Raw genomic sequence first — 22,547 nt, 5'->3', positions numbered from 1 at the left:
CCTCGCCGGTGTGACCGCAAGCGCTGCCCGTCAGGGCTTTGCCTGACGCGCCTCCTCCAGATGCTCCGTTTCTTCGGGGTGCTGGGTGGTTACGCGCAGGGCGACATAGCCGATGACGGCCGAGATGATCGAACCTAGCAGGATGCCGATCTTCGCCTCATCGACCAGCAGCTGCGAGTTGCCGAAGGCCAGCCCGCTGATGAACAGCGACATGGTGAAGCCGATCCCGGTCAGGATCGTGACCCCCCAGATTTCCATCCAGTTGGCGTTTTCGGGCTTCTTCGCGATGCCCAGCTTCACCGACAGGAACACGATCGTGAAAATGCCCAGCTGCTTGCCGAGGAACAGGCCGGTCGCGATCGCAAGCGGGAGGGGGGCGAAAATCTGTTCGACCGTCATGTCGAGGATGTGGACCCCGGCATTGGCGAAACCGAAGATGGGCACCACGAGATAGGCGCTCCACGGTGCGAGCGCATGCTCTGCCTTCTCCAGCATCGAATGTCCGTTGGCATCGCGCATCGGAATGGTCAGCGCGGCCAGCACGCCCGCGATGGTCGCATGCACGCCGGAGAAAAGGACTGCCAGCCACAGCGCGATCGCACCGAGCAGGAAGGGCCAGAAGCTCTTCACTCCGAAGCGGTTCATGCCGACCATCGCGCCGAACACGACGAACGAGATCGCCAGCCACATGACGTCCAGATGGGCGGTATAGAACACCGCGATGACCAGCACCGCGCCGATATCGTCGACGATCGCGACGGTTAGCAGGAACAGGCGCAGCGAGGCGGGGACGCGGCTGCCGAGCAGGCCGAGAACACCCATCGCGAAAGCAATGTCGGTTGCCGCCGGGATCGCCCAGCCGCGGATCAGCTCCGGATTGCTGCCCGCGATGGTAACGAAAATAAGTGCCGGCACCGCCATCCCCGCGCCTGCAGAGATGATCGGCAAGGTCCGCTTGTCCGCACTGGAGAGCTCACCCGCGATGAGCTCTCGCTTAACCTCAAGCCCGACGACGAAGAAGAAGATGACCATCAGGCCATCATTGATCCAAAGGTGCAAGTCGTTGAGGTAGAAGACCTCTTTGGGCCACCAATAGGTGTAGAGCAGGTTATGGTAATCCTCTGCCAGGGGCGAGTTCGCCACTACTAGCGCGGCCGCAGCGACCAGGATTAGCAGCACGCCCGCCGAGGCATCGCTGACGAAGAGGGCGCGCACCGGAGCGATGGCACGGCGGATCGGTTTGCGGATCGGTTCGAGCATGGGGCCCCTTTTTCTCAATCTTTCGCGCGTTGCAAGGCCCCGAACGCTTCGATAGGTTGCTACCTGAGGGCAAGGGGGGACCGGGCAGCATGCTAGCGGCGGAACTATCGCCAGTCGACTGGCTCGTCCTGCTCCAGCACGAACTGCTTCTGTTCGCGAGCCTTTTCTTTCTTCTCGGCACGCTCGACGAGCTCGCGATCGACGCGCTCTACATGGTCGGACGCGCGCGCGGGCGTATTCGTACGCCTCGGATCGATCGATCCACTGTCGAAGGGCGCGCGATTGCGGGGCCTGCCGCAGTGATCATCCCTGCGTGGCACGAGGACGATGTGATCGGCGCGACGATGCGGCACCTGCTGGATGCATGGCCGCAGGCTCAGCTGCGCCTTTACGTCGGCTGCTATGCCAACGACCCGGCGACCATCGCGGCAGCAACGCGGGCCGCGCGGGGCCAGTCTCGGGTGCGCATCGTGGTCCATTCGGCATGCGGCCCGACGACCAAGGCGGACTGCATGAACAGGCTCTATCGCGCGATAGAGGGGGACGAGCGGCGCGAAGGGCTGCGCTTCCGGATGGTGGTGATCCATGATGCGGAAGACATGGTCGACCCTGCCGCCCTGCCGCTACTCGATGCGGGGCTGGCAAAAGCCGAACTGCTGCAATTGCCCGTGTTGCCGATGCGCCAGCGCCGGTCGCGCTGGGTATCGGGCCACTACATCGACGAGTTTGCCGAGGCGCATGCCAAGGCGATGGTGGTGCGCGACTGGCTGCGCGCAGGCTTTCCCTCGGCAGGCGTGGGCTGTGCGGTCTCGCGCGAGCGGCTTGCCCTGCTCGACCTTCAGGCTGGTGGCAGCGGACCGTTCGACGCTAGTAGCCTGACCGAGGATTACGAATTGGGGCTCAAGGTCGCGGAAGCCGGCGGCGCGACCAAGTTTGTTCGGGTGCGGGGAGATGACGGGCGGCTGATCGCCACGCGTGCCTTCTTTCCCCGCACGCTGGAGACCGCAGTCCGGCAGAAGACCCGCTGGGTGTGCGGCATCGCGCTTCAGGGGTGGGATCGGATGGGCTGGAGTGGGCGGCCGCTCGACGGCTGGATGCGTGTGCGCGACCGTCGTGGGCCGCTCTCGGCGCTGGTGCTGTTCGTCGCCTATCTGCTCGTCTTCCTGACTGGTGGGTTGGCAATCGCCCACCAGCTGGGGTTGGCGCGCGCGCCGGTTGTGACCCCCGCAACCAAGGCGCTGCTGATCGCGAACGCGGCAAGCCTTGGCTGGCGGGCGGCGTGCCGCGCGCTGTTCACCGCGCGCGAGTACGGGCCGAGCGAAGGCGTGCGCGCGGTTTTTCGCATCCCCTTGAGCAACATCATCGCCATCATGGCCGCGCGCCGCGCGGTCGCTCAATATGTGTTCAGCCTGCTGGGCGGGACCCTCCGGTGGGACAAGACCGAGCATCGCGAACATCCTGCGGTCTCGCAGGAGATGCTGGCATGATCGGGTCGGGCCGCAGGGGAGGGCGCCCGCTGATGGCGATGTTCGCCATCCTCGCGGCGTGGATCGGCGTTCGCGCCTCATTCTGGGAGCTGCCCTTCGCTTTGCCACCGCCCGGCGGGTTGTTCGCCAATGTCCAGACGGATGCGGGCGTGAAGACGCGCCGCTTCCCGATTGCGGATAGCGGGCGGTCGGGCAGCTTCGGTGGTGTCGAGGCCGATGCCTTGCAGCAATTGCACAAGGATCTGGTCGCAGTGCAGCGGGGCGCGGTCCTTCCCGGGGTAGCAGGGCGGGACGGCGTGATCGGTGGATCGCGCGCTGTGCTGCCGGATCGCGCCGCAGGGCAACTCGCGCGATCGAACCTCTCTGCCAGTCACCAGTTGCTCTACGCCGCCGCCTTCGCCTTCGCGCCGACCTATGATCGCCTGCCCGGGGCCGCGCCGGAGGACCGAGACGCCCAGCGCTGGGACATCGTTTCTCCGTTATCGCAGCCTCGATCAGGGCCTTCGCGGGCAGACCGCTGGGCTGCCGATGCGTGGCTTCTGGTCCGCCAGGGTGGCTCCGGCCCCCTGCTGGCGAGTGTCGATCCGGCAAGCTACGGCAGCAACCAGATCGGCGCGGTGGTGCGCTACTCTCTTGCCCCGAGCTCTGCGCTGCAGCCCCAAGCCTATGCCCGCGCGAGCAAGGCGCTGGTGCCCCGCGGCGAGAGCGAGGCGGCAGCTGGTGCCAGCATAGGCCTGGCACGCAGCTTCCCGCTGCGCCTGCATGGCGAACTGCGCGTGACCGATCGCCCCGGCGGCACCGAGGTGCGCCCTGCCGCCTTTGTCGTCACCGGACTGCCGCGCCGTAAGGTCGGCCCGATGATCGAGGCAGAAGGATATCTTCAGGCGGGCTATGTCGGCGGCGACTACGCCACCGGCTTCGTCGACGGCAAGGCGATCGTGGAAGCCCCCGTGATTCGGAGCGAGAGGGGGCAGGTGGCGATCGGCGGCGGCGCATGGGGCGGGGCGCAGCGCGGTGCCACCCGGCTCGATCTCGGCCCGACGGCGAGCGCAACCCTGACCACGGGGAGGACGACCCTGCGCGGCTCGGTCGACTACCGGTTGAGGGTCGCGGGCGACGCGGTGCCGGGCGATGGACTGGCGGTGACGCTGGCGGCATCCTTTTAGTGCCGAATTAAGCCGAGGAACGCTTTATTCGCAGGGGCGAAAGGACTACGGCTCGACCCCGAAAATGGATGTCTATCTTCCCATCGCGAATCTCTCGGTCAACGGGCTGGTCATCGTCGCGCTCGGCGCGCTGACGGGGATCCTGTCGGGCCTGTTCGGGGTCGGCGGCGGGTTCCTCACCACGCCGCTGCTGATTTTCTACGGCATACCGCCCACCGTCGCCGCCGCATCCGCCGCAACCCAGGTAACTGGGGCCAGCGTTTCCGGGGTGCTCGCGCACAACCGCCGGGGCGGAGTGGACTACCGCATGGGCGGCGTGCTGGTGGTCGGCGGTATTGTCGGCGCGCTGATCGGTGCCGCCCTGTTCAGCTTCTTCCAGTCGATCGGCCAGATCGACGTGGTCATCAACATTCTCTACGTCTTCATGCTCGGCTCGATCGGTGCGCTGATGATGCGCGAGGCGCTGGCTGCGCTGAACATCCGCCAGTCCAAGGGCCTCAAGCGCGCGGCCAAGCGTCGCCATCATCCACTGGTCGCCGCGCTGCCCTATCGCTGGCGCTTCTATCGCTCGGGCCTGTACATTTCCCCGCTCGCGCCGCTGATCCTGGGCACCGGCGTGGGCATCCTGACCATGCTGATGGGCGTGGGCGGCGGCTTCATGCTGGTGCCCGCGATGCTCTATATCCTCGGGATGAGCGGGAAGGTCGTGGTTGGCACCTCGCTGTTCAACATCCTGTTCGTGACCATGGCATCGACCATGACTCATGCGCTGACGACCAAGGCGGTCGACCTCGTACTGGCAGCGCTGCTGCTGGTCGGCTCGGTGCTTGGCGCGCAGTTCGGTACGCGGATCGCGCTGAAGCTGAAGCCCGACTGGCTGCGTCTTGCGCTGGCGACGATCGTGCTGCTGGTCGCGCTCAGGATGCTTTTCGGCCTCAGCATCCAGCCGGACGAGGTATACTCGGTGATCAACCTGTGACCTTGGCCGCGCCCTGGCGCTTCGCGTTCGCGCTCGCCTGCCTGTTCGCGCTGTGTGGCCAGAGCAATGGTTCGCCGGACCCGGTGCTGGTGCCCGAAGTGTCGCAAAAGGAAGTGCAGGTGCGGCAGGGCTTTACCGGCACCGAGCTGCTGCTGTTCGGCGCGGTGATCGACCCGTCGGGCCGCGAGAAGGACTTCGACGTCATCGTGGTTCTGAAGGGGCCGACACAGTCGATCCGCCTGCGCGAGAAACGCCAGATCGGTGGCATCTGGATGAACGCGGAAAGCACTGCGTTCCGCTCCGCCCCCAGCTATTTCGCGGTCGCATCCAGCCGCCCGATCGACCAGATCGTGGATGAGAAGACCGCGGCGATCTTCGAGTTCGGGACCGAGTTCATCCAGCTTAGCCCGGCCGGCTCGATCGATCCGGAAGAACAGGCGCGCTTTCGCGCCGGGCTGGTCGACCTGAGGGAGCGGCAGGGGCTCTACCGCACGATCGAGGATGGCGTGCAGGTGCGCGAAGGGGTGCTGTATCAGGCGCGGATCGGCCTGCCGTCGAATGTGCAGACCGGGCAGTACACGGCGGAAACCTTTGCAGTGCGCGACGGGCGCGTGCTCGCCAGCGCGGTGGCCGAGGTATCGGTGCGCAAGGTCGGGTTCGAGCGGTTCGTGGAGGTCTTCGCCGACCGTGAACCGCTGTTCTACGGCCTGGTCGCAATTGCGCTGTCGCTGTTCATGGGCTGGCTCGCGGGGCGCCTTTTCAACAGGTCGTAATCCTGTTCGCGATGATTTTGACCGGTTTTTAACCCTGCCGCGGTTACCGCAGGCGCTGGTTCCGAGCGGACGGAGCCACGCAAAAAGGGCGGGAAATTCACGATGACCGATCTCGGGGGTCTTGATCTCGGACGCAGCGCGGAGCGTGCTGCACCGGTTGACCACGACGATACCGTTCGCGCGCCGGTAGCCAACAACGCGCTCCAGCCGATGGGTGTGGTACTCGACGTATCGGGCGCGGGCGCGATCGTCGCGCTCGATCCAGAACGGCTTTCCGAATGCGCGCAGGACACCGATCCGGCGATCATTGCCTCTGGCCAGGTCGGCAGCCAGGTGAAGATCCGCGCGGGCGAGAACTGGCTGCTCGCCACCATTCGCAGCCAGCGCCGCGACCGGCGCGGCACCGGCGGGATCATCGCGGAGATCGACTTTCTCGGCGAAGGCCGGGAAGAGAAGCTGACCGGGCGGATCCACGGATTCCGTCGCGGCATCACGCGCTATCCGGTGCCGGGCGGGATGGTCTTTCCTGCCAGCACCAGCGACCTGCGGCACATCTTCGCGAGCGACGGGCGCTCCTATATCGAAGTGGGTACGGTGTTCCCCACACGCGACATCCGCGCCGGGCTCTATATCGACACGCTGCTGGGCAAGCACTTTGCGCTGCTTGGCTCGACCGGAACGGGCAAGTCGACCGCCACCGCGCTGATCCTCCACCGCATCTGCGAAGCGGCGCCTCAGGGCCATGTCATCATGGTCGATCCGCACGGCGAATATGCGAGCGCGTTCAAGGAGAACGGCGCGACGCTGGATGTGAGCAACCTCAAGATGCCGTACTGGCTGATGAACTTCGAGGAACATTGCGAAATCCTGCTCACCAGTCGCGGGAACGAGCGGCAGGGGGATGCGGACATCCTTGCCAAGTGCCTGCTCGCCGCGCGGCTCAAGAACCGGATGGCGGAGGACTTGGGCAAGATCACCGTCGATTCCCCGGTGCCCTACATGCTCTCGGACCTCAGCGCCGCGCTCAACAAGGAGATGGGGGAGCTCGAGAAGGCTTCGGGTACCGCGCCCTACATGCGGATCAAGGCCAAGCTGGACGAGGTGAAGTCCGATCCGCGCTACCGCTTCCTGTTTTCCGGCATGCTGGTCGGCGACACGATGGCGGAGTTCCTGTCGCGCATCTTCCGCCTGCCGACCGATGGCAAGCCGATCTGCGTGATCGACGTCTCCGGCGTGCCGTCGGACATCACCAGCACCGTGGTCGCGGTGCTCAGCCGGCTGGTGTTCGACTATGCCGTGTGGGCGCGCGAGGAGCGCACCCGCCCGATCCTGCTGGTGTGCGAAGAGGCGCACCGGTACGTGCCGAACGAGAAGAATTTCGACAATTCCTCGGTCGGCAAGGTGCTCAGCCGGATCGCCAAGGAAGGGCGCAAATACGGCGTCGCGCTGGGCCTCATCACGCAGCGTCCGTCGGACCTCGCCGAGGGCGTGCTGTCGCAGTGCGGCACGATCATCTCCATGCGGCTCAACAACGAGCGCGACCAGGCCTTCGTCAAGGCCGCCATGCCCGAAGGCGCGCGCGGCTTCCTCGACGCGATCCCCGCGCTGCGCAACCGCGAGTGCATCATCTGCGGCGAGGGCGTGACGATCCCCATCCGCGCCGCGTTCGACACGCTGGAAGAGCACCGCCGCCCCGCCTCGGAAGACCCCAGCTTCAGCGCGCTGTGGAGCGAATCCGGCGGCGAGGAAGAGGCGATCGAGCGGGTCGTGCGTCGGTGGAGATCGCACGCGTAACTCTTGGGGTTCGCTGGCGCGAACCGGTCACCACCCGCCCCGCCTCCCCACCCGGCCACCAAGGGTACACCCATCATGTGGTGGCCGGGTGGGGAGGCGGGGCGGGCGGTCTGCATCGACACACTACGTCCCCCGCGTATCGCCGAACAGATGGATATGCAGCCGGTCGGACAGGCGGTAGCCGTGTTCGAGGCACAGCGGCACCAGCCAGTCCTGCCGCGCGCGTAGCGTTGCGCCATCGGTGCCTTCGGCCATCACGAACACGCGGCCGCGCGGCAGGGCATTGGCCCGCACGACCTCGCGGACTTCCTCGACATCGGCAGGCTCTGCGACCACGAACTTGAAGAACGCCCGCCCGTCGCTGGCGTAGCGGCGCAGCACTGCGGGCACGATCGCCAGTTCGCGGGCATTGCCCGAATGGGTGAGCTTGGGGCTGATATTGAACTGGTCGACCCACACTTCGAGCTTGGGCGGCGGGAAGGCGGTGCCGTTGGTCTCTATCTCCACCGTGACGTCGGGCAGCAGCGCGAGCAGCTGCGCCAGCGCGGGGGCCTGCAACATCGGCTCGCCCCCGGTTACCACCAGACGCCGCTGGCCCAGCGCCGCGATCCGCGCGGCGACGTCCTCCACCTCCAGCGTCACCTGATTGGCCTTGCGATCGAAGGTCTGGCCCGAGCGATGGGGGCGCTCATCACCCGCAAAGTGCCAGGTATAGGCGGTATCGCACCACACGCAGGCAAGGTTGCAGCGCGACAGGCGCACGAAAGCAGTCGGCTCCCCTGCGGAGGGCCCTTCGCCCTGTACCGAGGCGAAGATCTCCGGCCCGCCGGTGTCGTCGGTGGCTAGGACGAGGCTCATCGCGTTGTAGGGTTCCTGACACACCTGACACACAGTCCAGGGGTTGAAAAACTGCCCCCGTTGCGGGCGTATGCCGCGCGGATGCCGGTGGTGGAGGGAAGGGCGATCATCACTCGGTCTTGCCAGAAATCAGGGCAGTAGGAAATCGCGCGGCAGTCGGGCTGACGCAGATGCCGCTCGCCCGCGCAATCAGTTCCATTGGGCCGGGTCCAGCGCGAGCAGCCGTGCCAGCTGCTCGTACAGCGCCGGCATCTGGTCGCGCATCGCGAGGGGTCGCTCGAAGAAGGTCACGATCGCTTCGGCGAAAAACTCCTGATGGCTGGTCGCGCCATAGGGGTCGATCAGCGTGGATTGACCATTCTCGACCCGCCGAACCTGGTCCTGAAACGCATCGAGCATGGCCTTTTCCCAGCCCGCATAGGCCTGCCCCTTGCGCAGCAGCGGGATGCCGTTGGTGTGGCCCGAGAGGCCGTCCAGCTGGTGCGCGAATTCGTGGATCACCACATTGTGCCCGTCCTCGGCGTCGAGGCCGCCCTGCAGCGCATGGTCCCATGCCAGGATCACCGGGCCACGGGCCCAGCTCTCACCCAGCGTTGCGTGCGTGTTCTCGTGCACGAACTGGCCGTCATGCGTGTCGCGGTTGGTGAGGAAGGCCGATGGATAGATCAGCACGTTGCGCAGCGTATCGTACCAGACCGGGCTGTTGACGATCAGCAGGCAGGCCTGCGCCGCGATGGACAGCCGCATGTCGTCACTGACTTCCAGCCCGTTCTGGCCGCGAAAGGTGATCTGGTCGAGGAAGAGGTTGATCTTCCCCTCCAGCGCGGCGCGTGTCGGTTCGGGCAGGCGACGCACAAGCGGCACCAGCCGTTCGACCGTCGCCCGCTGCTCCGCCGAGAGCGCGGACGCCAGCAACGCCCTGCGCCTGCGCCGCTTAGCGTAGCCTCGGTAAAGCACGAAAGCGGCACCGAGCAGCGCAATGCCGAGAATGATCCAGGGCGTCATTGGGCAGAAGTAGGATCGCTCTCACGGTTTTCGTAGAGGGCGATCCTCCGACTTACCCCAACCGTGCCAGCGCCGCGCGCAGCCGGTCGATCTCGCTGGCGTGGAACGCGGCGTCCGCCTTCGCCTTCTCGACCGCTTCGGGCTTGGCCTTTTCGACGAAGGAGGGGTTGGACAGCCGCTTGTCGAGCGATCCGAACTCCTTCTGGCTGGCCTCCATCGCCTTGGTCAGACGGGCCTTTTCCGCCTCGACATCGACGTGGCCTTCCAACGGGATGATGAACGCGTCCTCGCCAGCGGCGACCTGCATGGCCGCGCCTGCCGGAGCCTCTTCGCCCAGATGCAGCGGGGTCAGGCGGGCAAGCCGCTCGATCGCCGCCGCGCTGCGTTCGACCACACGGGTCGCGAGCGGGGAGGGGGCGGGCAGCCACGCCTCCAGCTTTACGCCCGGCGCGATACCCAGCTCGTTCTTGGCTCCGCGAACTGCGGTGGTGAGCGCGATGACCCAGTCGATCGCGGCGACCGCGTCGGTATCGAGCTCGGCCTGCGGATCGGGCCATGCGGCCAGCATCAGCTCGTACGGGCGTTCACCGCCCTGGAACTCGGCCTGTGCGTGCCACAGCTCTTCGGTGACGAAGGGCATGAAGGGGTGCAGCATGACGAGGATCTGGTCGATCGCCCAGCCTGCGACCGCGCGGGTTTCCTGCGCGGGAGGGCTGTCCGCATCCGCGCCATCGGCGGCGAAGACCGGCTTGATCAGCTCCAGATACCAGTCGCAGAAGCGGTCCCACACGAAGTGGTAGATCGCGTTGGCGGCGGCGTCGAAGCGCAGGTCGGCCAGCGCCTTCTCGATCGTCGCCTTGGTCTCGATCACCTCGCCGATGATCCACGAATTGACCGCGAGGCGGGCTTCGGGTGCGGCGATGGACTGCGATGCGCCGATGCCGTTGGTCTGGCAGTAGCGGACCGCGTTCCACAGCTTGGTCGCAAAGTTGCGGTATCCCTCGACCCGCTTCTCATCCATCTTGATGTCGCGACCCTGGCTTTCCATCGCCGCCACGAAGAAGCGCAGCGCATCGGCGCCGTACTGGTCAATCAGGATCAGCGGATCGACCACGTTGCCCTTCGACTTGCTCATCTTGGAGCCGTCCGCAGCGCGGACGAGGCCGTGGAGATACAGCTTCTCCCACGGCTTGCTGCCGGTGTTGAAATAGCCCGCCATCAGCATCCGCGCGTCCCAGAAGAACAGGATGTCGAACCCGCTGACGAGCAGATTGTTGGGGTAGTGCTTTTCGAGCAGGTCGGTCTTTTCCGGCCAGCCGAGCGTGGCGAAGGGCCACAGGGCGGAAGAGAACCACGTGTCGAGCACGTCGTCGTCCTGCACCAGCTTTACGCCCGGCCCGGCAAGGCTCTGCGCCGCGTCGGCATCCTCGGCCACGATCACGCGGCCATCGTCGGCGTACCATGCCGGAATGCGGTGGCCCCACCACAGCTGGCGCGAGACACACCACGGCTGGATGTTCTCCATCCAGTTGAAGAAGGTCTTCTCCCACGTCTTGGGGACGATTTCGACCTCGCCGCTACGCACTGCTTCGATCGGTTTCACCGCGAGCTTTTCGGCATCGACATACCACTGGTCGGTCAGCCACGGCTCGATCACCACGCCGCCACGGTCGCCGAAAGGAGTGGCGATCTGGCGCGGTTCGGCGTCGTGCTCGACCTCTTCGCCCTTCTTGGTCTTGGTCTTGAACGGGATGAGGTAGCCAAACTCCTTCATCCAGGCGACTACCAGTTCTCGTGCTTCGAAGCGGTCGAGTCCGAGATAAACCTCCGGAATCAAGCCGTCTGCCGTCTGACACACAGCAGCCTCAGCATCGAGCATGTTGAGCATCTCGCCTGGCGCTATCCCCGCGCGCTTGCCGACCTCGAAATCGTTGAAATCGTGCCCCGGCGTGATCTTCACCGCGCCCGAACCCAGTTCGGGGTCGGCATGCTCGTCCGCCACGATGGGGATGCGGCGCCCGGTGATCGGCAGGATCACATGCTTGCCAACGACCGATGCGTAGCGCTCGTCGGTCGGATGAACCGCCACGGCCATGTCGGCCAGCATCGTTTCGGGGCGGGTGGTGGCGACCTCGATATAGTCACGACCATCGGCCAGAGTTACGCCCTCTTCCAGCGGATAGCGGAAGTGCCAGAAGCTGCCGGCGATCGTCTGCTGCTCGACTTCGAGGTCCGAAATCGCGGTCTTCAGCTTCGGGTCCCAGTTCACCAGCCGCTTGTCGCGATAGATCAGCCCGTCGTTATAGAGGTCGACGAACACCTTGGTGACGGCTTTGCTGAAGTGCTCGTCCATCGTGAATTGTTCACGCGACCAGTCCATTGAGCAGCCCAGACGGCGCAGCTGGCCGGTGATGGCACCGCCGCTCTCCGCCTTCCACTCCCACACCTTCTGCACGAAGTCCTCGCGGGTGTAGTTGGTGCGTTTGTCCTGCTGCGCCTCCAGCTGGCGCTCGACGACCATCTGCGTGGCGATGCCCGCATGGTCCATGCCGACCACCCACAGCGCATCCTTGCCGCGCAGTCGTTCGTAACGGACCACGATGTCCTGCAAGGTGTTATCGAGAGCGTGGCCGATATGCAGGCTGCCCGTGACGTTGGGCGGCGGGTTGACGATGGTGAAGGGTTCCGCATCCGGGCGCTCGGGCCGGAAGCAGCCGTTCTGTTCCCAATGCGCGTACCAGCGCGCTTCGATGTCGGCGGGGTCGAAGGTGGTCGAGAGCGTGTTCGTCATGGTGTGTGCCATAAGCAGCGCGAGACGCGATTGTCACCACACCGCGTCCGTTAGGCTTGTGATAGACACGCTTTGCCCGCATAGCGTGGCCCGATGGTGACCGAGGCGGACTATACGCTCGACAAAGACGATGGAGGGCGCACCGTCCTGCGGCTGAAAGGCCCGTACCTGCTGTCGACCATCAGCGATGTCGACACCGGGCTGCGCAAGATCGACGAACAGATCGACGTGGTCGACCTTGCCGAGGTCAGCGAAATCGACACGGTTGGCGCCTGGTTCACCAACCAGGTCGCGTCCAATCACTCCGCCTCGATCGAGAATGCGGACGACCGGGCACAGCGCCTGCTGACCGCCGTGGGCGAGAGTTCCAACGATTCTACCGTTTCCGCCCCGCGGCTTCCGCTGCTGACGCGCGCGCCCGAAGCGATGGGCGAGAAGGTGTTCAACGCGGGCCACGGAATCGTCCAGGTGATCGGTTTCTTCGGCCAGATCCTGCTCGGTACGGCCAGCATCCTGCGCCATCCGCGCCGGTTCCGCTATCGCGCGCTGGTCCACCAGTTCGAATCGGTCGGCGTGAACGCGCTGCCGATCATCGGGTTGATGAGCTTCCTGATCGGGATCGTGATCGCGCAGCAGGGCGCGGTGCAGCTGCAAGCCTTCGGGGCCGAGGCGCTGACGGTCAACCTGGTCGGCCGAATCACCTTGCGCGAACTGGGCGTGCTGATGACCGCGATCATGGTCGCGGGCCGCTCCGGCTCGGCCTTCGCGGCGCAGATCGGGACGATGAAGCTGACCGAAGAGATCGACGCGATGCGCACGATCGGCCTGTCCCCGATCGAGGTGCTGGTAATCCCGCGCCTGCTCGCCTGCTTCTTCATGATGATCCTGCTCGGCTTCTACGCCTCGTGCATGGCGATCATCGGCGGGGCGGTCATTTCGGACCTGACGCTGGGGATCCCGTTCTGGACCTTCCTCTCGCGCATTCACGAAGTCGTGCCGGCGCACGATGTGTGGGTCGGGATGATCAAGGCGCCGGTGTTCGGCCTGATCGTGGCCATTTCGGGCTGCTATCAGGGCATGCAGGTGGAGGGGAATTCGGAAGAAGTCGGCCTGCGCACGACCAAGGCGGTGGTCCAGGCGATCTTCACGGTGATCGTGCTCGACGCCTTCTTTGCGGTGTTTTTCACCGAGATCGGGTGGGGATGAACAACATCGTCGACGAAATCTTCGGCGAGACCAAGCCGCAGCGCTACGAAAGGTTTCGGGGCGAATACCCGGTGCGCGTGCGCGGGCTGGTCAATGCGTTCGGCGATCAGGTGATTCACGACCATCTCGATCTCGACGTGAAGCGGGGCGAAATTCTGGGCGTGGTCGGCGGATCGGGCACCGGCAAATCGGTCCTGATGCGCTCGATCATCGGGCTGCAACCGCCGGTCGACGGGCATATCGAGGTGTTCGGCCAGGCGATCACCGATGCCGAACCGGACGAAGCGCTGGGCGTGCGCAACCGCTGGGGCGTGCTGTTCCAGGGCGGGGCGCTGTTCTCCACCCTGACCGTGGGCGAGAACGTGGAAGTGCCGATCAAGCAGTTCTACCCCCAGATCGAACCCGACATCACCCACGAGATCGCGGCCTACAAGGTCGTCATGGCGGGCCTGCCCAAGGAAGCGACGTCCAAGTTTCCCTCCGAACTGTCGGGCGGGATGAAGAAGCGCGCCGGGCTTGCCCGTGCGCTCGCGCTCGATCCCGAACTGCTGTTCCTGGACGAGCCGACCGCCGGGCTCGACCCGATCGGCGCCGCCGCCTTCGACTCGCTGATCCGCGAGCTTAAGGAAACGCTGGGGCTGACCGTGTTCCTGATCACCCACGATGTCGATACGCTGTTCGCAATCTGCGACCGGGTGGCGGTGCTGGCGGACCAGAAGGTGATTGCGGTGGGTACGATCCCCGAATTGCTGGAACTGGACCATCCCTGGATCCAGGAATATTTCAACGGCCCGCGCGGACGCGCTGCGCAGGGGAAACCTTCGGATGGTTAGCGCGATGGACAAGCCAGTCCATCCAAGGGCATAGGGACGCAGATGGAAACGAGAGCCAACCATGTCTGGGTGGGTGCGGTGACCTTTGTGTTGCTCGCCGCGCTCGCGCTGTTCATCGTCTGGATGGCGGGACTGGGGGAAAACGACCGCAAGGAATACGACATCTTCTTCAAGCAGTCGGTCGCCGGGCTTGCCAATGGCAGTTCCGTCTCCTTCGCCGGGGTTCCGGTGGGGCAGGTGCGCGACATCTCGCTGTGGGAGACCGATCCCGAATTCGTCCGCGTGCGCATCGCGGTGAAGCCCGAAGTGCCCGTGCTGGTCGGCACCACCGCCACCGTGCAGAGCTCTTTCACCGGGGTTTCCACCATCCTGCTGGATGGCGCGCGCAAGGGCCGCCCGCCGATCACCTGCGAAACCACCGCGTGCCCCGAAGGCGCGCCGGTAATTCCGCCCAAGGCCGGTGGGTTCGGCGAAATCCTCGCCAACGCGCCGCTGCTGCTGGAGCGCCTGTCGACCCTGACCGAGCGGCTGACCATGCTGCTGTCGGACGACAACCAGCGCGAGCTTTCCGGCATCCTGCGCAACACCAACCAGATTACCGCGGATGTCGCCGATGCCTCGCCCCAGTTGCAGGGTGCGCTGGCAGAGTTGCAGATCACCCTGCGCGAAGCGGGTGAGGCGCTCGATTCGATCGAACGGACCAGCGATTCGGCGAACGATCTGCTGACAAAGGAAGGCGCCTCGCTCGCCGACGAGCTGCGCGGGACGCTGAACAAGGCGAACAAGGCCGCCGACACGCTCAACAGTACGCTCGAACAGGCGCAGCCTGCGGTCCGCTCGCTCAACGAGAAGACCCTGCCGAGCGCGAATGCCACGCTGGAAGACCTGCAGGCGACCAGCCGTTCGCTGCGCAGCCTGACCCAGCGGATCGAGGACAAGGGCGCGTCCGACCTGATCAACTCGCCCAAGCTGCCCGATTACGAACCGGAGGATTGATCGACGTGCCCGCAACCCGCATGCCTCGCATGGCCAGCCTGCGCCTTTCGATCATGGCCACCGCCACGCTCGCGCTGGGCGGCTGCATAAGCTTCGGCGAAGATCCGCCGCCCGCGCTGCTGACCCTGACGCCGTCGGTCCAGATCGCCGAGGGTGCCGGGCCTGCCGGCGAGGCGAGCGGCGTGCTGACAGTGCGCCAGCCGGAGGTGCCGGGCAGCCTGTCCGTCACCCGCGTGCCGGTGCAGGTCGATCCCTCGACCATCGCCTATCTGAAGGATGCGGTGTGGGTCGACCGGCCGAGCAAGCTGTTCCAGAACCTGCTCGTCACCACGATCCGCGAGCGGACCGGGCGGCTGGTGCTTGACGATGTCGAGAGCCGCGCCGCTTCGGAAAGCGTGCTGCGCGGTACGCTGCGCGAATTCGGCTATGATGCGCGCAGTGGCGCGGTCGTGGTCACCTACGACGCGATCCGCGAGAATGGCGGAAAACTGCAGACCCGCCGCTTCACTGCGCGCGTGCCCGGCGTTGCGGCAGAGGCCGCCCCTGTCGGCATCGCTCTGAACGATGCGGCCAACCAGGTCGCGATCGACGTGGCCGACTGGATCGGTCGCTAGGGCGCAAGTGCTCTAGGGTACCCACGCAAATGCGATAGCGAGCGCGCCTAGTCCGCTGCGCGGGCGGCGCGCGCGAAGGCCAGCGCCTTGGTGAACTCGGCCTCGCGTTCGTTGCGGCGCGACAGCGCCTCTTCGTCGAAGCCCCAGCGCTCTGCCTGCCAGTCCTGCTCCAGGTTCGCCGCGGCCCATAGCGCCTGCGGGTCGGCATCCTCGTCCAGCCCGGCGAGCGCGATGCACAGCGACGCGGCCAGCGATGCGGCAATATCCAGCCCGACCAGCGCGAAGGCGTTTTCCTTTTCGAGACGACTGCGGATCGCAGCAAGGCTCTGCTCTGCCTGGGGGCGGTGGAGGATGCCGTGGGTGCGGGTCAGCCGGATGCCCAGATCGGCCTCGATCCTCCCGACGATCGGCTCCCACACCTCGGCCTGCCGGTGCGCTATCGCCTCGTCAGGTTCTGCGCGATAGCACAGCGTGTCGCCGTCAGCGAAGCCCAGCAGGCGGGTGACGATCGGTTCCGGCGCGGCGCGCGCGGTGTCGATCGCGCGGTCGGCCAGATCGCGCAGCGGCAGGTCTTCCGGGGCGAACTCCTCGCCCGCCGCGGCCCATTCGGCGCGCAGCACGTCGCCCAGCGCGCGGGTCGGCACCACCTGCGGCGCACCGCCACGCGTTTTTACCGCGCGCTCGTCCAGCCAGACCTGCCAGCCGCCATCGACTGCGTGCAGCGTCGCCTCTTTCCAGAATCGCTTCACGGGTTCTGCCGCTTCCAGTGCTTGGCGAGCAGGACGGGCACGATGAAGAACAGCAGCGGCCCGGCGACGAACAGGATCGGGCCCAGCGCGCCACCCTCGATCCGGCCCGCGACCATCATTGCCCCGGTGAAGGTGACGAAGATGCCCGCAAGGCGGATGAATTGCAGCAGCCAGTAACGGCGGGCGGCGCGTTCCTCCGCTGCGTGTTCGGGCGCATTTTCGGGAATGTTATCGGGCAAGGATCAACTCCGTCAGCTGGCTGGGCGCATCGGCCACCGACACCGCACCTGCGCGCAGCAGCTCGGCAGGCTCGTGATAGCCCCAGGCGACGCCGATCGGCGCTACGCCCGCGCATTTCGCCATGTCGATATCGAAGGAGGTGTCGCCGATCATCACCGCATCGCTCGCCTGCGCACCGCATTCGACCAGCGCCGCCTCGAGCATCGCGGGATGCGGCTTGGACGGGTGGCGATCGGCGGTCTGCAGGCTTTCGAACAGGTCGGACAGGTCGTTGGCGGCGAGGGTGGCGATCAGCCCGCGATCCGATTTGCCGGTCGCGACCGCAAGGCTCCAGCCCGCATCGCGCAAGGCGTGCAGCGTCTCGCGAATGCCGGGGTAGAGCGGTTCGCGCAGGGCGCCGCTTTCCCGCGTCGCGCGAAAGCTGGCCTTGTAGGCCTCGACCACTTCCACCGTCGTCTCGTGCTCCGCCTCGGGGACCAGCTGGCGCACCGCCTGCAGAAGGCTGAGGCCGACGATCCGGCGCACCGCGTTGCGATCCGGCTGCGGCAGGCCGACCTCGGCAAAAGCAACCTCCATCGAATCGCACACAGCCGCCTGCCCGTCGACCAGCGTGCCGTCGCAATCGAACACCGCGAGCCGCACGCTCATGCGCCGAGGCTCCGAATCAGCGCGGCGAGGGCGGGCCGGCCGGCGGCCTCCTGCCCATCGGCAATTCGCGCGCGTTCTTCGGGGCTCTTCTTCTGCGACAGCTTGAGGGTGGGGCGCCAGGCCTGCACTTCCATCTCGAACCCGGCGATGCCCCGGAACAGCCCGCCCCAGGTCGCCTCGCTCGATTCCTCCGCCCGCCAGGGCTCGCCCTCGATCCGTGCCTCGTGCTTGGCGATCGCGGCGTGGAGGAAGGCTTCCAGCCCCTCGTGCGCCATCCGCCGCACGCGGCCCTCCAGCTCCAGCGCGACGTAATCCCACGTCGGCACCGTATCGCGGTTGGCATACCAGCGGGGAGAGACGTAGGCGTCCGGCCCGTTCAGCGTGATCAGCGCGGTCGCGCCGTCGAGATGGCGGGTCAGCGCATTGCCGCGCGCGAGGTGGAACTGCACCGCGCCGTCTCCGGTCGAGAGCAGCGGGGTGTGCGCCACGCGCGGCCCATCCGGCGTGGTCAGGAACACCATTCCGAAGCCGATCTGGTCGATCAGCGTTTCGAACAGCTGGCGATCATCGGAACGGAACAGCGGGTTGGGGTGCATCAGCGCTTGCCCCCACCTTTGCCCTTCGGCTTGGCGCGCGCCTTGCTCTTGGCGGTGGCCTTGGAGACGGTGCGCGAGCGGCGTTCGCCCCGGCGCGCCTTGCGGTACTGCTTGGCGTGCTGCTTCGCGTCCTGCTTCTTTTCCGCCTTGGTCTTGGGCGGGGCCTCTTCGCGCAGCGGCTGCGCATCGCTCAGCGACAGGTCGAAGCCCATCTGCTCCATCGTCGCGGCGAAGTGCTCGGGCAGTTCGGCGGTCACGTCCAGCTGGCCGCCGCCGGGCTGGCTGATGATCAGCCGGCGGGCATGCAGGTGCATCTTGCGGCTGACACTGCCGGTCAGGAAGGCTTCCTGCCCGCCATACTTGCCGTCGCCCACGATCGGGTGGCCCATCGCCGCGCAATGCACGCGCAGCTGATGGGTGCGACCGGTGAGCGGCTCCAGCTCGAGCCATGCGGCACGGTTGCCCGCCCGCTCGACCACGCGGTAACGGGTCTTGGCGGGCTGGCCGCCTTCCGTGTCGACATGCATCTTCTCGCCGCCGGTGCCCGGCTGCTTGGCGAGCGGGGCGTCGATCTCGCCGACATGCTGTTCGGGCACGCCGACCACCAGCGCCCAGTACACCTTCTTGGCGCTGCGACCCGCAAACCGCTTGCTGAACGCCGCAGCACTCCCGGGTGTGCGCGCGATCAGCAGGACGCCCGAGGTATCCTTGTCGAGCCGGTGGACCAGCCGCGGGCGGGGGCCGTCACCCTCGACGAAGGCGTCGAGCAGGCCGTCGACATGGCTGAAGGTCTTGCTGCCACCCTGCGTTGCAAGGCCCGGAGGCTTGTTGAGCACGATCGCGTTCGGCGTCTCCTTGATCACCATCGCGCGTGCCTGCGCCTTCTGGTCCTCGGTCAGCTCGCGGCGGCGGGGTGGGGCCTTGGCGCGCGCCGGATTGCCCGGCGGAATGCGCAGGACTTGGCCTGTTGTGAGCCGGTCGTCGGGCTTTGCCCGGGCGCCGTCGACCCGGATCTGCCCGGTCCGCGCCCAGCGCGCGACGGTGGCGAAGCCGACTTCGGGCAGGTGACGCTTGAACCAGCGGTCCAGCCGCACGCCCTCGTCATCCTCGGCCACGGTGTATTGCCGGACCTCTCCCTTTTCGGGGCGTTTTTCATTTTCCGGCATTGATCAGAACACTCGTGTGATGGTGAGGCCGCAAACCAGCGCGGCGATCGACAGGACGACCGAGGCAGCGACATATAGCAGCGCGATGCCCAGCTGGCCGTCCTCGATCAGCAGCCAGGTTTCCAGGCTGAAGGAGGAAAAGGTGGTGAACCCGCCGAGCAGGCCGACGCCCAGCATCAGCCGGGCAGGCTCTTCGAAATCGCCGCCCAGTCCGCGTGCGAGGCACCCGACCAGCAGCCCCATGCCGAGCCCGCCGATGCCATTGGCAGCAAAAGTCGGCCAAGGGAAGCCGCCGACCGGCTGGATCGAGAGCAGCGCGGTCATTGCGCGGCCCAGCTGATAGCGCAGCAGCGCGCCCATTCCGCCGCCGAATGCGACGCATAAAGATGCTATGATGGGGGAAAGACTGGTCATTTTCGCGTGCAACCCTATCTTTGCGCGAGCCCCGCGCCAAGCGGGCACGCGCATGGCAGCGCAAATGAAACGCGCAGATGCTTGCGCGAGGGGCCTATTTTGGCTATGTAGCGCCCATTGAAGCTGGCCGCTTCGGCGTTGCCGGCCTCTTCCATGTGACAATTCCGGGCTTTTCGTGCTTCGGCGCGAATCGCAGGGCTATGAACTGAAAGGCGTTTCTTTTTATGCAAATCATCGTTCGCGATAACAATGTCGACCAAGCGCTGCGGGCACTCAAGAAGAAGCTGCAGCGTGAAGGCGTCTATCGCGAGATGAAGCTGCGCCGCCACTACGAAAAGCCGAGCGAAAAGCGCGCCCGTGAAAAGGCTGCCGCCGTTCGCCGCGCTCGCAAGCTCGAGCGCAAGCGCGCAGAGCGCGACGGCCGCTAGGCCCGGTGGGTGCTCTGCATCCGTGCAGCGTGCCCGCCCACAGCATTGAACGCCCAGCCTTGAACTGGTGAACGGCTTGCGCCAGATGGGCGCGAGCCGTTTGGCGTTTGTGCGCGCCATTCATCCAGTATTGCTTCAAACAGCCTTCCAGGATCCGACCAGATGACAGAAATTACGCGCGTCCCCCTCCGCCCGATTGCGAAGGGCTCGCTCGCCAAGCTGTGGATCGGCGTCATCGTCGCAGTCGCCCTGGCGGTGCTGCTCGCGTGGAGCCTTTCGCCCAAGGGTGTCGAACTGACCGTGGTCCAGCCGGGCACCGGCCCCAGCCCGAGCGAGGACGACGTAATTTTCGTGAACTATGTCGGCCGCCTCGACGACGGCACCGTGTTCGACGAATCGCGCCCGCTGCCGCTGCCCCCGCAGGCACAGGGCATCTTCCCCGAAGGCAACCCGCTGCCGCTCGGCAACATGATCCCCGGCTTCACCGAAGGCGCGAAGCAGATGCAGAAGGGCGGCAAGTACGAACTGCATATCCCCGCCGACCAGGGCTATGGCGCAGAGCCGCCCGCCGGCGCGCCGATCCCGCCCAACGCCGATCTGACCTTCGATGTCGAACTGATCGATTTCATGAGCCGCGAGGAATTCGACCGGCGCGTGGCGATGATCACCGCGCTGATGCAGCAGCAGGGCGCGACGCCGGGCATGGCCCCGGGCGACCTGCCGCCGCCGGACGCCGCGCCGATGCCGGAAGGGGCTGCCCCGCCGCAATAAGGCGCGTATAGACGCCGCTCCTTGATGGGGGAGCGGACGATGGGTGACAGCGAGACGATGGATGGTGGCGAGGCTGAGCCCGCCACCGCCCGCAACCGGGCCGAATCGCTGTGGCATCTGCGCCCCTGGCTGTTTGCAGGCCTGCTCGGCGTGGCAGGCCTCGCTATCCATCTCCTGCTCCACCATGCGAACGACAGCGGCCCGCGGGTGGCGGGGGCCGCGTTCATCGCCTTCGCCTGTGGAGCCTTCGTCTTCACTGCAGAGCGTGGGCGATACCTTGCCCCCGCGATTGTCTCTCTCGTCACCGGCCTGATCGTCGGCGGGCTGACCTGGCGTGCGGTCGGCGCGGGCAATGATATCGCAGATGGCGGCTATGCGATCGCCGCCGGGGTATTCGCCTGCCTGCTCGCGGTGCCGCTGTTCCAGGCCGATTTCCTCCATCGCCGGATGCGGACCGATTACAAGGACATCCACTATTTCGTGTGGACCGACGCCATCACCGGCGCGGGTGCACTCGCGTTCTTCCTGATCGCCTGGCTGCTGATCTGGCTGCTCGCATCGCTGTTCGATCTGGTGGGCATTCCCTTGCGCGATCTGGTGCAGCAGGACTGGTTCACCGCGACCTATGCCGGCCTCACGCTGGGTGCGGGGCTGGGCACGCTGCGCAATCAGCTGAAGATCATCGGCACGCTGCAATCGGTCGTGCTGCTGGTGCTCTCCATCCTCGCACTCCCGCTCGCAGTGGCCATCGCCGTGTTTCTCGGCGCGGTGGTCGTCTCGGGGCCGAGCGTGCTGTGGAACGCCACCGACAGCGCGACCCCGGTGCTGCTCTCGATCGCGATCGGCGCTTACGTGCTCGCCAATGCGGTGCTGCGCGATCGTGATACGGACATGGTCGGCGGGGCGGTGCTCAAATGGTCGAGCTATGCGCTGGCGCTCGGCATTCTGCCGCTGACGGTTTTCGCCGCGATCTCCACCGGCGTGCGGATCGACCAGCACGGCCTTTCGCCCGAACGCCTGTGGGCGGTGTGTTCGCTGATCGTCGCGGTCGCCTTCGGGCTCGCCTATTTCGTCGACGCGCTGGTGGGCGCGCGGGGAAGCTGGCGCGATCGGCTGCGGGCATCGAACCTCAAGCTGGGGCTGGGGACGGCTCTGTTCGCGCTGTTCCTAGCGCTGCCGATCCTCAATTTCGGCGCGATCTCGACCAGCGACCAGCTCGCGCGGCTGAAGAGCGGCGCGATTTCGGTGGAGGAGTTCGATTTTTCCGCCTTGCGCTGGGACTTTGGCGAGCCGGGGCGCGAGGCGCTGGAACGGCTCGCGAAGTCGGAGAACGAGGACGTCCGCGCGGCAGCCGTGCAGGCGCGCGACAGCGAAAGCCGCTATGCGTTGGAGGATCGTCCCGACGGGCCGGCGGAGGTCGACTATCGCTTTGCCGACCCGCAATTGCGCGATTGGGTCGAGGCGCAGATCGAGGAGCAGCCCTGGCTGTGCCGTCCCGAATGCGTGGCGATCGACCTTGGCGCGGATGGGACTCGTCGCCGGGTTGCGCTGGTTTCGATCCAGGGCGTGCAGCAGCTCAGCTTCAGGGACGACGGCGTGCTCGATCCGCTAACTTCTCCCGAACGTGCGATCGATCCCGCAACGCAGATCGACGAAGCCGAGGTCGAGGTGCGTGAATATCGTGGGCGGCAGATCTATGTGGACGGTATGCCGGTCGGCCAGCCTTTCGAGTAATCTGCCCGCTTGATGCTGCGCTGCGGCGCGGCTAACGCC

The 22,547-nt window shown here is 66.3% G+C and carries 22 protein-coding genes; 12 read left to right on the top strand and 10 right to left on the bottom strand.

The window, feature by feature from the left end; all coding sequences use genetic code 11:
- Positions 1-30: 30 nt before the first annotated feature.
- Positions 31-1,260 (bottom strand): Na+/H+ antiporter NhaA, encoded by a 1,230-nt coding sequence (nhaA, locus tag KYN89_RS10605; RefSeq protein ID WP_222825058.1) that lies wholly within the window; start codon positions 1,258-1,260, stop codon positions 31-33.
- A gap of 89 nt (positions 1,261-1,349) precedes the next feature.
- On the opposite strand from nhaA, the gene KYN89_RS10600 reads away from it, so the two are divergent.
- The 5 genes from KYN89_RS10600 (at position 1,350) to KYN89_RS10580 (ending at position 7,459) form a co-directional block, all read left to right on the top strand.
- Positions 1,350-2,747, top strand: coding sequence for a glycosyl transferase family protein (locus KYN89_RS10600; protein ID WP_222825057.1), 1,398 nt, complete (start codon positions 1,350-1,352; stop codon positions 2,745-2,747).
- Positions 2,744-3,913 (top strand): hypothetical protein, encoded by a 1,170-nt coding sequence (locus KYN89_RS10595; RefSeq protein WP_222825056.1) that lies wholly within the window; start codon positions 2,744-2,746, stop codon positions 3,911-3,913. The genes KYN89_RS10600 and KYN89_RS10595 overlap by 4 nt, the downstream gene beginning before the upstream one ends.
- Before the next feature lie 64 nt (positions 3,914-3,977).
- Complete coding sequence (locus KYN89_RS10590; RefSeq protein WP_222825055.1) at positions 3,978-4,892, top strand: sulfite exporter TauE/SafE family protein; 915 nt, start codon at positions 3,978-3,980, stop codon at positions 4,890-4,892.
- Positions 4,893-4,894: 2 nt separating this feature from the next.
- The gene (locus KYN89_RS10585; protein ID WP_248285242.1) at positions 4,895-5,665 is read left to right on the top strand and encodes a TIGR02186 family protein; all 771 of its coding nucleotides are present in this window, start codon (positions 4,895-4,897) and stop codon (positions 5,663-5,665) included.
- 102 nt (positions 5,666-5,767) lie between these two features.
- Positions 5,768-7,459, top strand: coding sequence for an ATP-binding protein (locus KYN89_RS10580; protein ID WP_222825054.1), 1,692 nt, complete (start codon positions 5,768-5,770; stop codon positions 7,457-7,459).
- Between the two features lie 123 nt (positions 7,460-7,582).
- Here the strand turns inward: KYN89_RS10580 and KYN89_RS10575 are convergent, their stop codons facing one another.
- From KYN89_RS10575 to KYN89_RS10565, 3 genes are all read right to left on the bottom strand, one after another.
- Positions 7,583-8,317, bottom strand: a complete 735-nt coding sequence (locus tag KYN89_RS10575; protein WP_054522930.1) for a 7-carboxy-7-deazaguanine synthase QueE — start codon at positions 8,315-8,317, stop codon at positions 7,583-7,585.
- Positions 8,318-8,506: 189 nt separating this feature from the next.
- Positions 8,507-9,322: a M90 family metallopeptidase gene (locus tag KYN89_RS10570; RefSeq protein ID WP_222825053.1), complete on the bottom strand. Its 816-nt coding sequence runs from the start codon at positions 9,320-9,322 to the stop codon at positions 8,507-8,509.
- Positions 9,323-9,374: 52 nt separating this feature from the next.
- The gene (locus KYN89_RS10565; RefSeq protein ID WP_222825052.1) at positions 9,375-12,113 is read right to left on the bottom strand and encodes a valine--tRNA ligase; all 2,739 of its coding nucleotides are present in this window, start codon (positions 12,111-12,113) and stop codon (positions 9,375-9,377) included.
- A gap of 93 nt (positions 12,114-12,206) precedes the next feature.
- Here KYN89_RS10565 and KYN89_RS10560 point away from each other — a divergent pair, with 93 nt between their 5' ends.
- The 4 genes from KYN89_RS10560 to KYN89_RS10545 are packed head-to-tail and all read left to right on the top strand — an operon-like array spanning position 12,207 to position 15,762.
- Complete coding sequence (locus KYN89_RS10560) at positions 12,207-13,319, top strand: MlaE family ABC transporter permease (protein WP_222825051.1); 1,113 nt, start codon at positions 12,207-12,209, stop codon at positions 13,317-13,319.
- On the top strand, positions 13,316-14,152 hold the full coding sequence (locus KYN89_RS10555) for an ABC transporter ATP-binding protein (protein ID WP_222825050.1): 837 nt from the start codon (positions 13,316-13,318) through the stop codon (positions 14,150-14,152). The genes KYN89_RS10560 and KYN89_RS10555 overlap by 4 nt, the downstream gene beginning before the upstream one ends.
- Before the next feature lie 42 nt (positions 14,153-14,194).
- On the top strand, positions 14,195-15,148 hold the full coding sequence (locus KYN89_RS10550) for an MlaD family protein (protein WP_222825049.1): 954 nt from the start codon (positions 14,195-14,197) through the stop codon (positions 15,146-15,148).
- Positions 15,149-15,177: 29 nt separating this feature from the next.
- Positions 15,178-15,762: an ABC-type transport auxiliary lipoprotein family protein gene (locus tag KYN89_RS10545; RefSeq protein WP_248285177.1), complete on the top strand. Its 585-nt coding sequence runs from the start codon at positions 15,178-15,180 to the stop codon at positions 15,760-15,762.
- A gap of 47 nt (positions 15,763-15,809) precedes the next feature.
- Here the strand turns inward: KYN89_RS10545 and KYN89_RS10540 are convergent, their stop codons facing one another.
- Genes KYN89_RS10540 through crcB form a run of 6 tightly spaced genes read right to left on the bottom strand, consistent with a single transcriptional unit; the run spans position 15,810 to position 19,575 of the window.
- A complete protein-coding gene (locus KYN89_RS10540) occupies positions 15,810-16,511 on the bottom strand; it encodes an ATP12 family chaperone protein (protein ID WP_222825047.1) in 702 nt (233 codons plus the stop codon).
- Complete coding sequence (locus tag KYN89_RS10535) at positions 16,508-16,750, bottom strand: hypothetical protein (protein ID WP_222825046.1); 243 nt, start codon at positions 16,748-16,750, stop codon at positions 16,508-16,510. Before KYN89_RS10535 ends, KYN89_RS10540 begins: the two co-directional genes overlap by 4 nt.
- The gene (locus KYN89_RS10530) at positions 16,740-17,399 is read right to left on the bottom strand and encodes an HAD-IA family hydrolase (protein WP_222825045.1); all 660 of its coding nucleotides are present in this window, start codon (positions 17,397-17,399) and stop codon (positions 16,740-16,742) included. The genes KYN89_RS10535 and KYN89_RS10530 overlap by 11 nt, the downstream gene beginning before the upstream one ends.
- Complete coding sequence (locus KYN89_RS10525) at positions 17,396-17,995, bottom strand: FMN-binding negative transcriptional regulator (protein ID WP_222825044.1); 600 nt, start codon at positions 17,993-17,995, stop codon at positions 17,396-17,398. The genes KYN89_RS10530 and KYN89_RS10525 overlap by 4 nt, the downstream gene beginning before the upstream one ends.
- The gene (locus KYN89_RS10520) at positions 17,995-19,161 is read right to left on the bottom strand and encodes an RluA family pseudouridine synthase (RefSeq protein WP_054524888.1); all 1,167 of its coding nucleotides are present in this window, start codon (positions 19,159-19,161) and stop codon (positions 17,995-17,997) included. Before KYN89_RS10520 ends, KYN89_RS10525 begins: the two co-directional genes overlap by 1 nt.
- Positions 19,162-19,164: 3 nt before the next feature.
- Positions 19,165-19,575 carry a fluoride efflux transporter CrcB gene (gene crcB, locus KYN89_RS10515; RefSeq protein ID WP_222825043.1) on the bottom strand — a complete coding sequence of 137 codons (411 nt, stop codon included), beginning with the start codon at positions 19,573-19,575 and terminating at the stop codon, positions 19,165-19,167.
- Between the two features lie 224 nt (positions 19,576-19,799).
- Here crcB and rpsU point away from each other — a divergent pair, with 224 nt between their 5' ends.
- The 3 genes from rpsU to KYN89_RS10500 all read left to right on the top strand — a co-directional run bounded on the left by rpsU (position 19,800) and on the right by KYN89_RS10500 (position 22,508).
- Complete coding sequence (gene rpsU, locus KYN89_RS10510; RefSeq protein WP_010239009.1) at positions 19,800-20,003, top strand: 30S ribosomal protein S21; 204 nt, start codon at positions 19,800-19,802, stop codon at positions 20,001-20,003.
- Between the two features lie 162 nt (positions 20,004-20,165).
- Positions 20,166-20,774 (top strand): FKBP-type peptidyl-prolyl cis-trans isomerase, encoded by a 609-nt coding sequence (locus KYN89_RS10505; protein WP_222825042.1) that lies wholly within the window; start codon positions 20,166-20,168, stop codon positions 20,772-20,774.
- A gap of 39 nt (positions 20,775-20,813) precedes the next feature.
- Positions 20,814-22,508 carry a DUF4153 domain-containing protein gene (locus KYN89_RS10500; protein WP_222825041.1) on the top strand — a complete coding sequence of 565 codons (1,695 nt, stop codon included), beginning with the start codon at positions 20,814-20,816 and terminating at the stop codon, positions 22,506-22,508.
- Positions 22,509-22,547 lie beyond the last annotated feature (39 nt).

Origin of the sequence: Alteriqipengyuania abyssalis, from assembly GCF_019857185.1 — a bacterium.
In the GTDB taxonomy this organism is placed as follows: domain Bacteria; phylum Pseudomonadota; class Alphaproteobacteria; order Sphingomonadales; family Sphingomonadaceae; genus Alteriqipengyuania; species Alteriqipengyuania abyssalis.
Note: the sequence above shows the minus strand (reverse complement) of the source record. Positions and strands in the feature narration are given on the sequence as shown.

Bases quoted from the DNA above. Each gene is read 5' to 3' on its own strand.
- nhaA (WP_222825058.1), bottom strand. From the start codon at position 1,260: ATGCTCGAACCGATCCGCAAACCGATCCGCCGTGCCATCGCTCCGGTG.
- KYN89_RS10600 (WP_222825057.1), top strand. From the start codon at position 1,350: ATGCTAGCGGCGGAACTATCGCCAGTCGACTGGCTCGTCCTGCTCCAG.
- KYN89_RS10595 (WP_222825056.1), top strand. From the start codon at position 2,744: ATGATCGGGTCGGGCCGCAGGGGAGGGCGCCCGCTGATGGCGATGTTC.
- KYN89_RS10590 (WP_222825055.1), top strand. From the start codon at position 3,978: ATGGATGTCTATCTTCCCATCGCGAATCTCTCGGTCAACGGGCTGGTC.
- KYN89_RS10580 (WP_222825054.1), top strand. From the start codon at position 5,768: ATGACCGATCTCGGGGGTCTTGATCTCGGACGCAGCGCGGAGCGTGCT.
- KYN89_RS10575 (WP_054522930.1), bottom strand. From the start codon at position 8,317: ATGAGCCTCGTCCTAGCCACCGACGACACCGGCGGGCCGGAGATCTTC.
- KYN89_RS10570 (WP_222825053.1), bottom strand. From the start codon at position 9,322: ATGACGCCCTGGATCATTCTCGGCATTGCGCTGCTCGGTGCCGCTTTC.
- KYN89_RS10565 (WP_222825052.1), bottom strand. From the start codon at position 12,113: ATGACGAACACGCTCTCGACCACCTTCGACCCCGCCGACATCGAAGCG.
- KYN89_RS10560 (WP_222825051.1), top strand. From the start codon at position 12,207: ATGGTGACCGAGGCGGACTATACGCTCGACAAAGACGATGGAGGGCGC.
- KYN89_RS10555 (WP_222825050.1), top strand. From the start codon at position 13,316: ATGAACAACATCGTCGACGAAATCTTCGGCGAGACCAAGCCGCAGCGC.
- KYN89_RS10550 (WP_222825049.1), top strand. From the start codon at position 14,195: ATGGAAACGAGAGCCAACCATGTCTGGGTGGGTGCGGTGACCTTTGTG.
- KYN89_RS10545 (WP_248285177.1), top strand. From the start codon at position 15,178: ATGGCCAGCCTGCGCCTTTCGATCATGGCCACCGCCACGCTCGCGCTG.
- KYN89_RS10530 (WP_222825045.1), bottom strand. From the start codon at position 17,399: ATGAGCGTGCGGCTCGCGGTGTTCGATTGCGACGGCACGCTGGTCGAC.
- KYN89_RS10525 (WP_222825044.1), bottom strand. From the start codon at position 17,995: ATGCACCCCAACCCGCTGTTCCGTTCCGATGATCGCCAGCTGTTCGAA.
- KYN89_RS10520 (WP_054524888.1), bottom strand. From the start codon at position 19,161: ATGCCGGAAAATGAAAAACGCCCCGAAAAGGGAGAGGTCCGGCAATAC.
- crcB (WP_222825043.1), bottom strand. From the start codon at position 19,575: ATGACCAGTCTTTCCCCCATCATAGCATCTTTATGCGTCGCATTCGGC.
- rpsU (WP_010239009.1), top strand. From the start codon at position 19,800: ATGCAAATCATCGTTCGCGATAACAATGTCGACCAAGCGCTGCGGGCA.
- KYN89_RS10505 (WP_222825042.1), top strand. From the start codon at position 20,166: ATGACAGAAATTACGCGCGTCCCCCTCCGCCCGATTGCGAAGGGCTCG.
- KYN89_RS10500 (WP_222825041.1), top strand. From the start codon at position 20,814: ATGGGTGACAGCGAGACGATGGATGGTGGCGAGGCTGAGCCCGCCACC.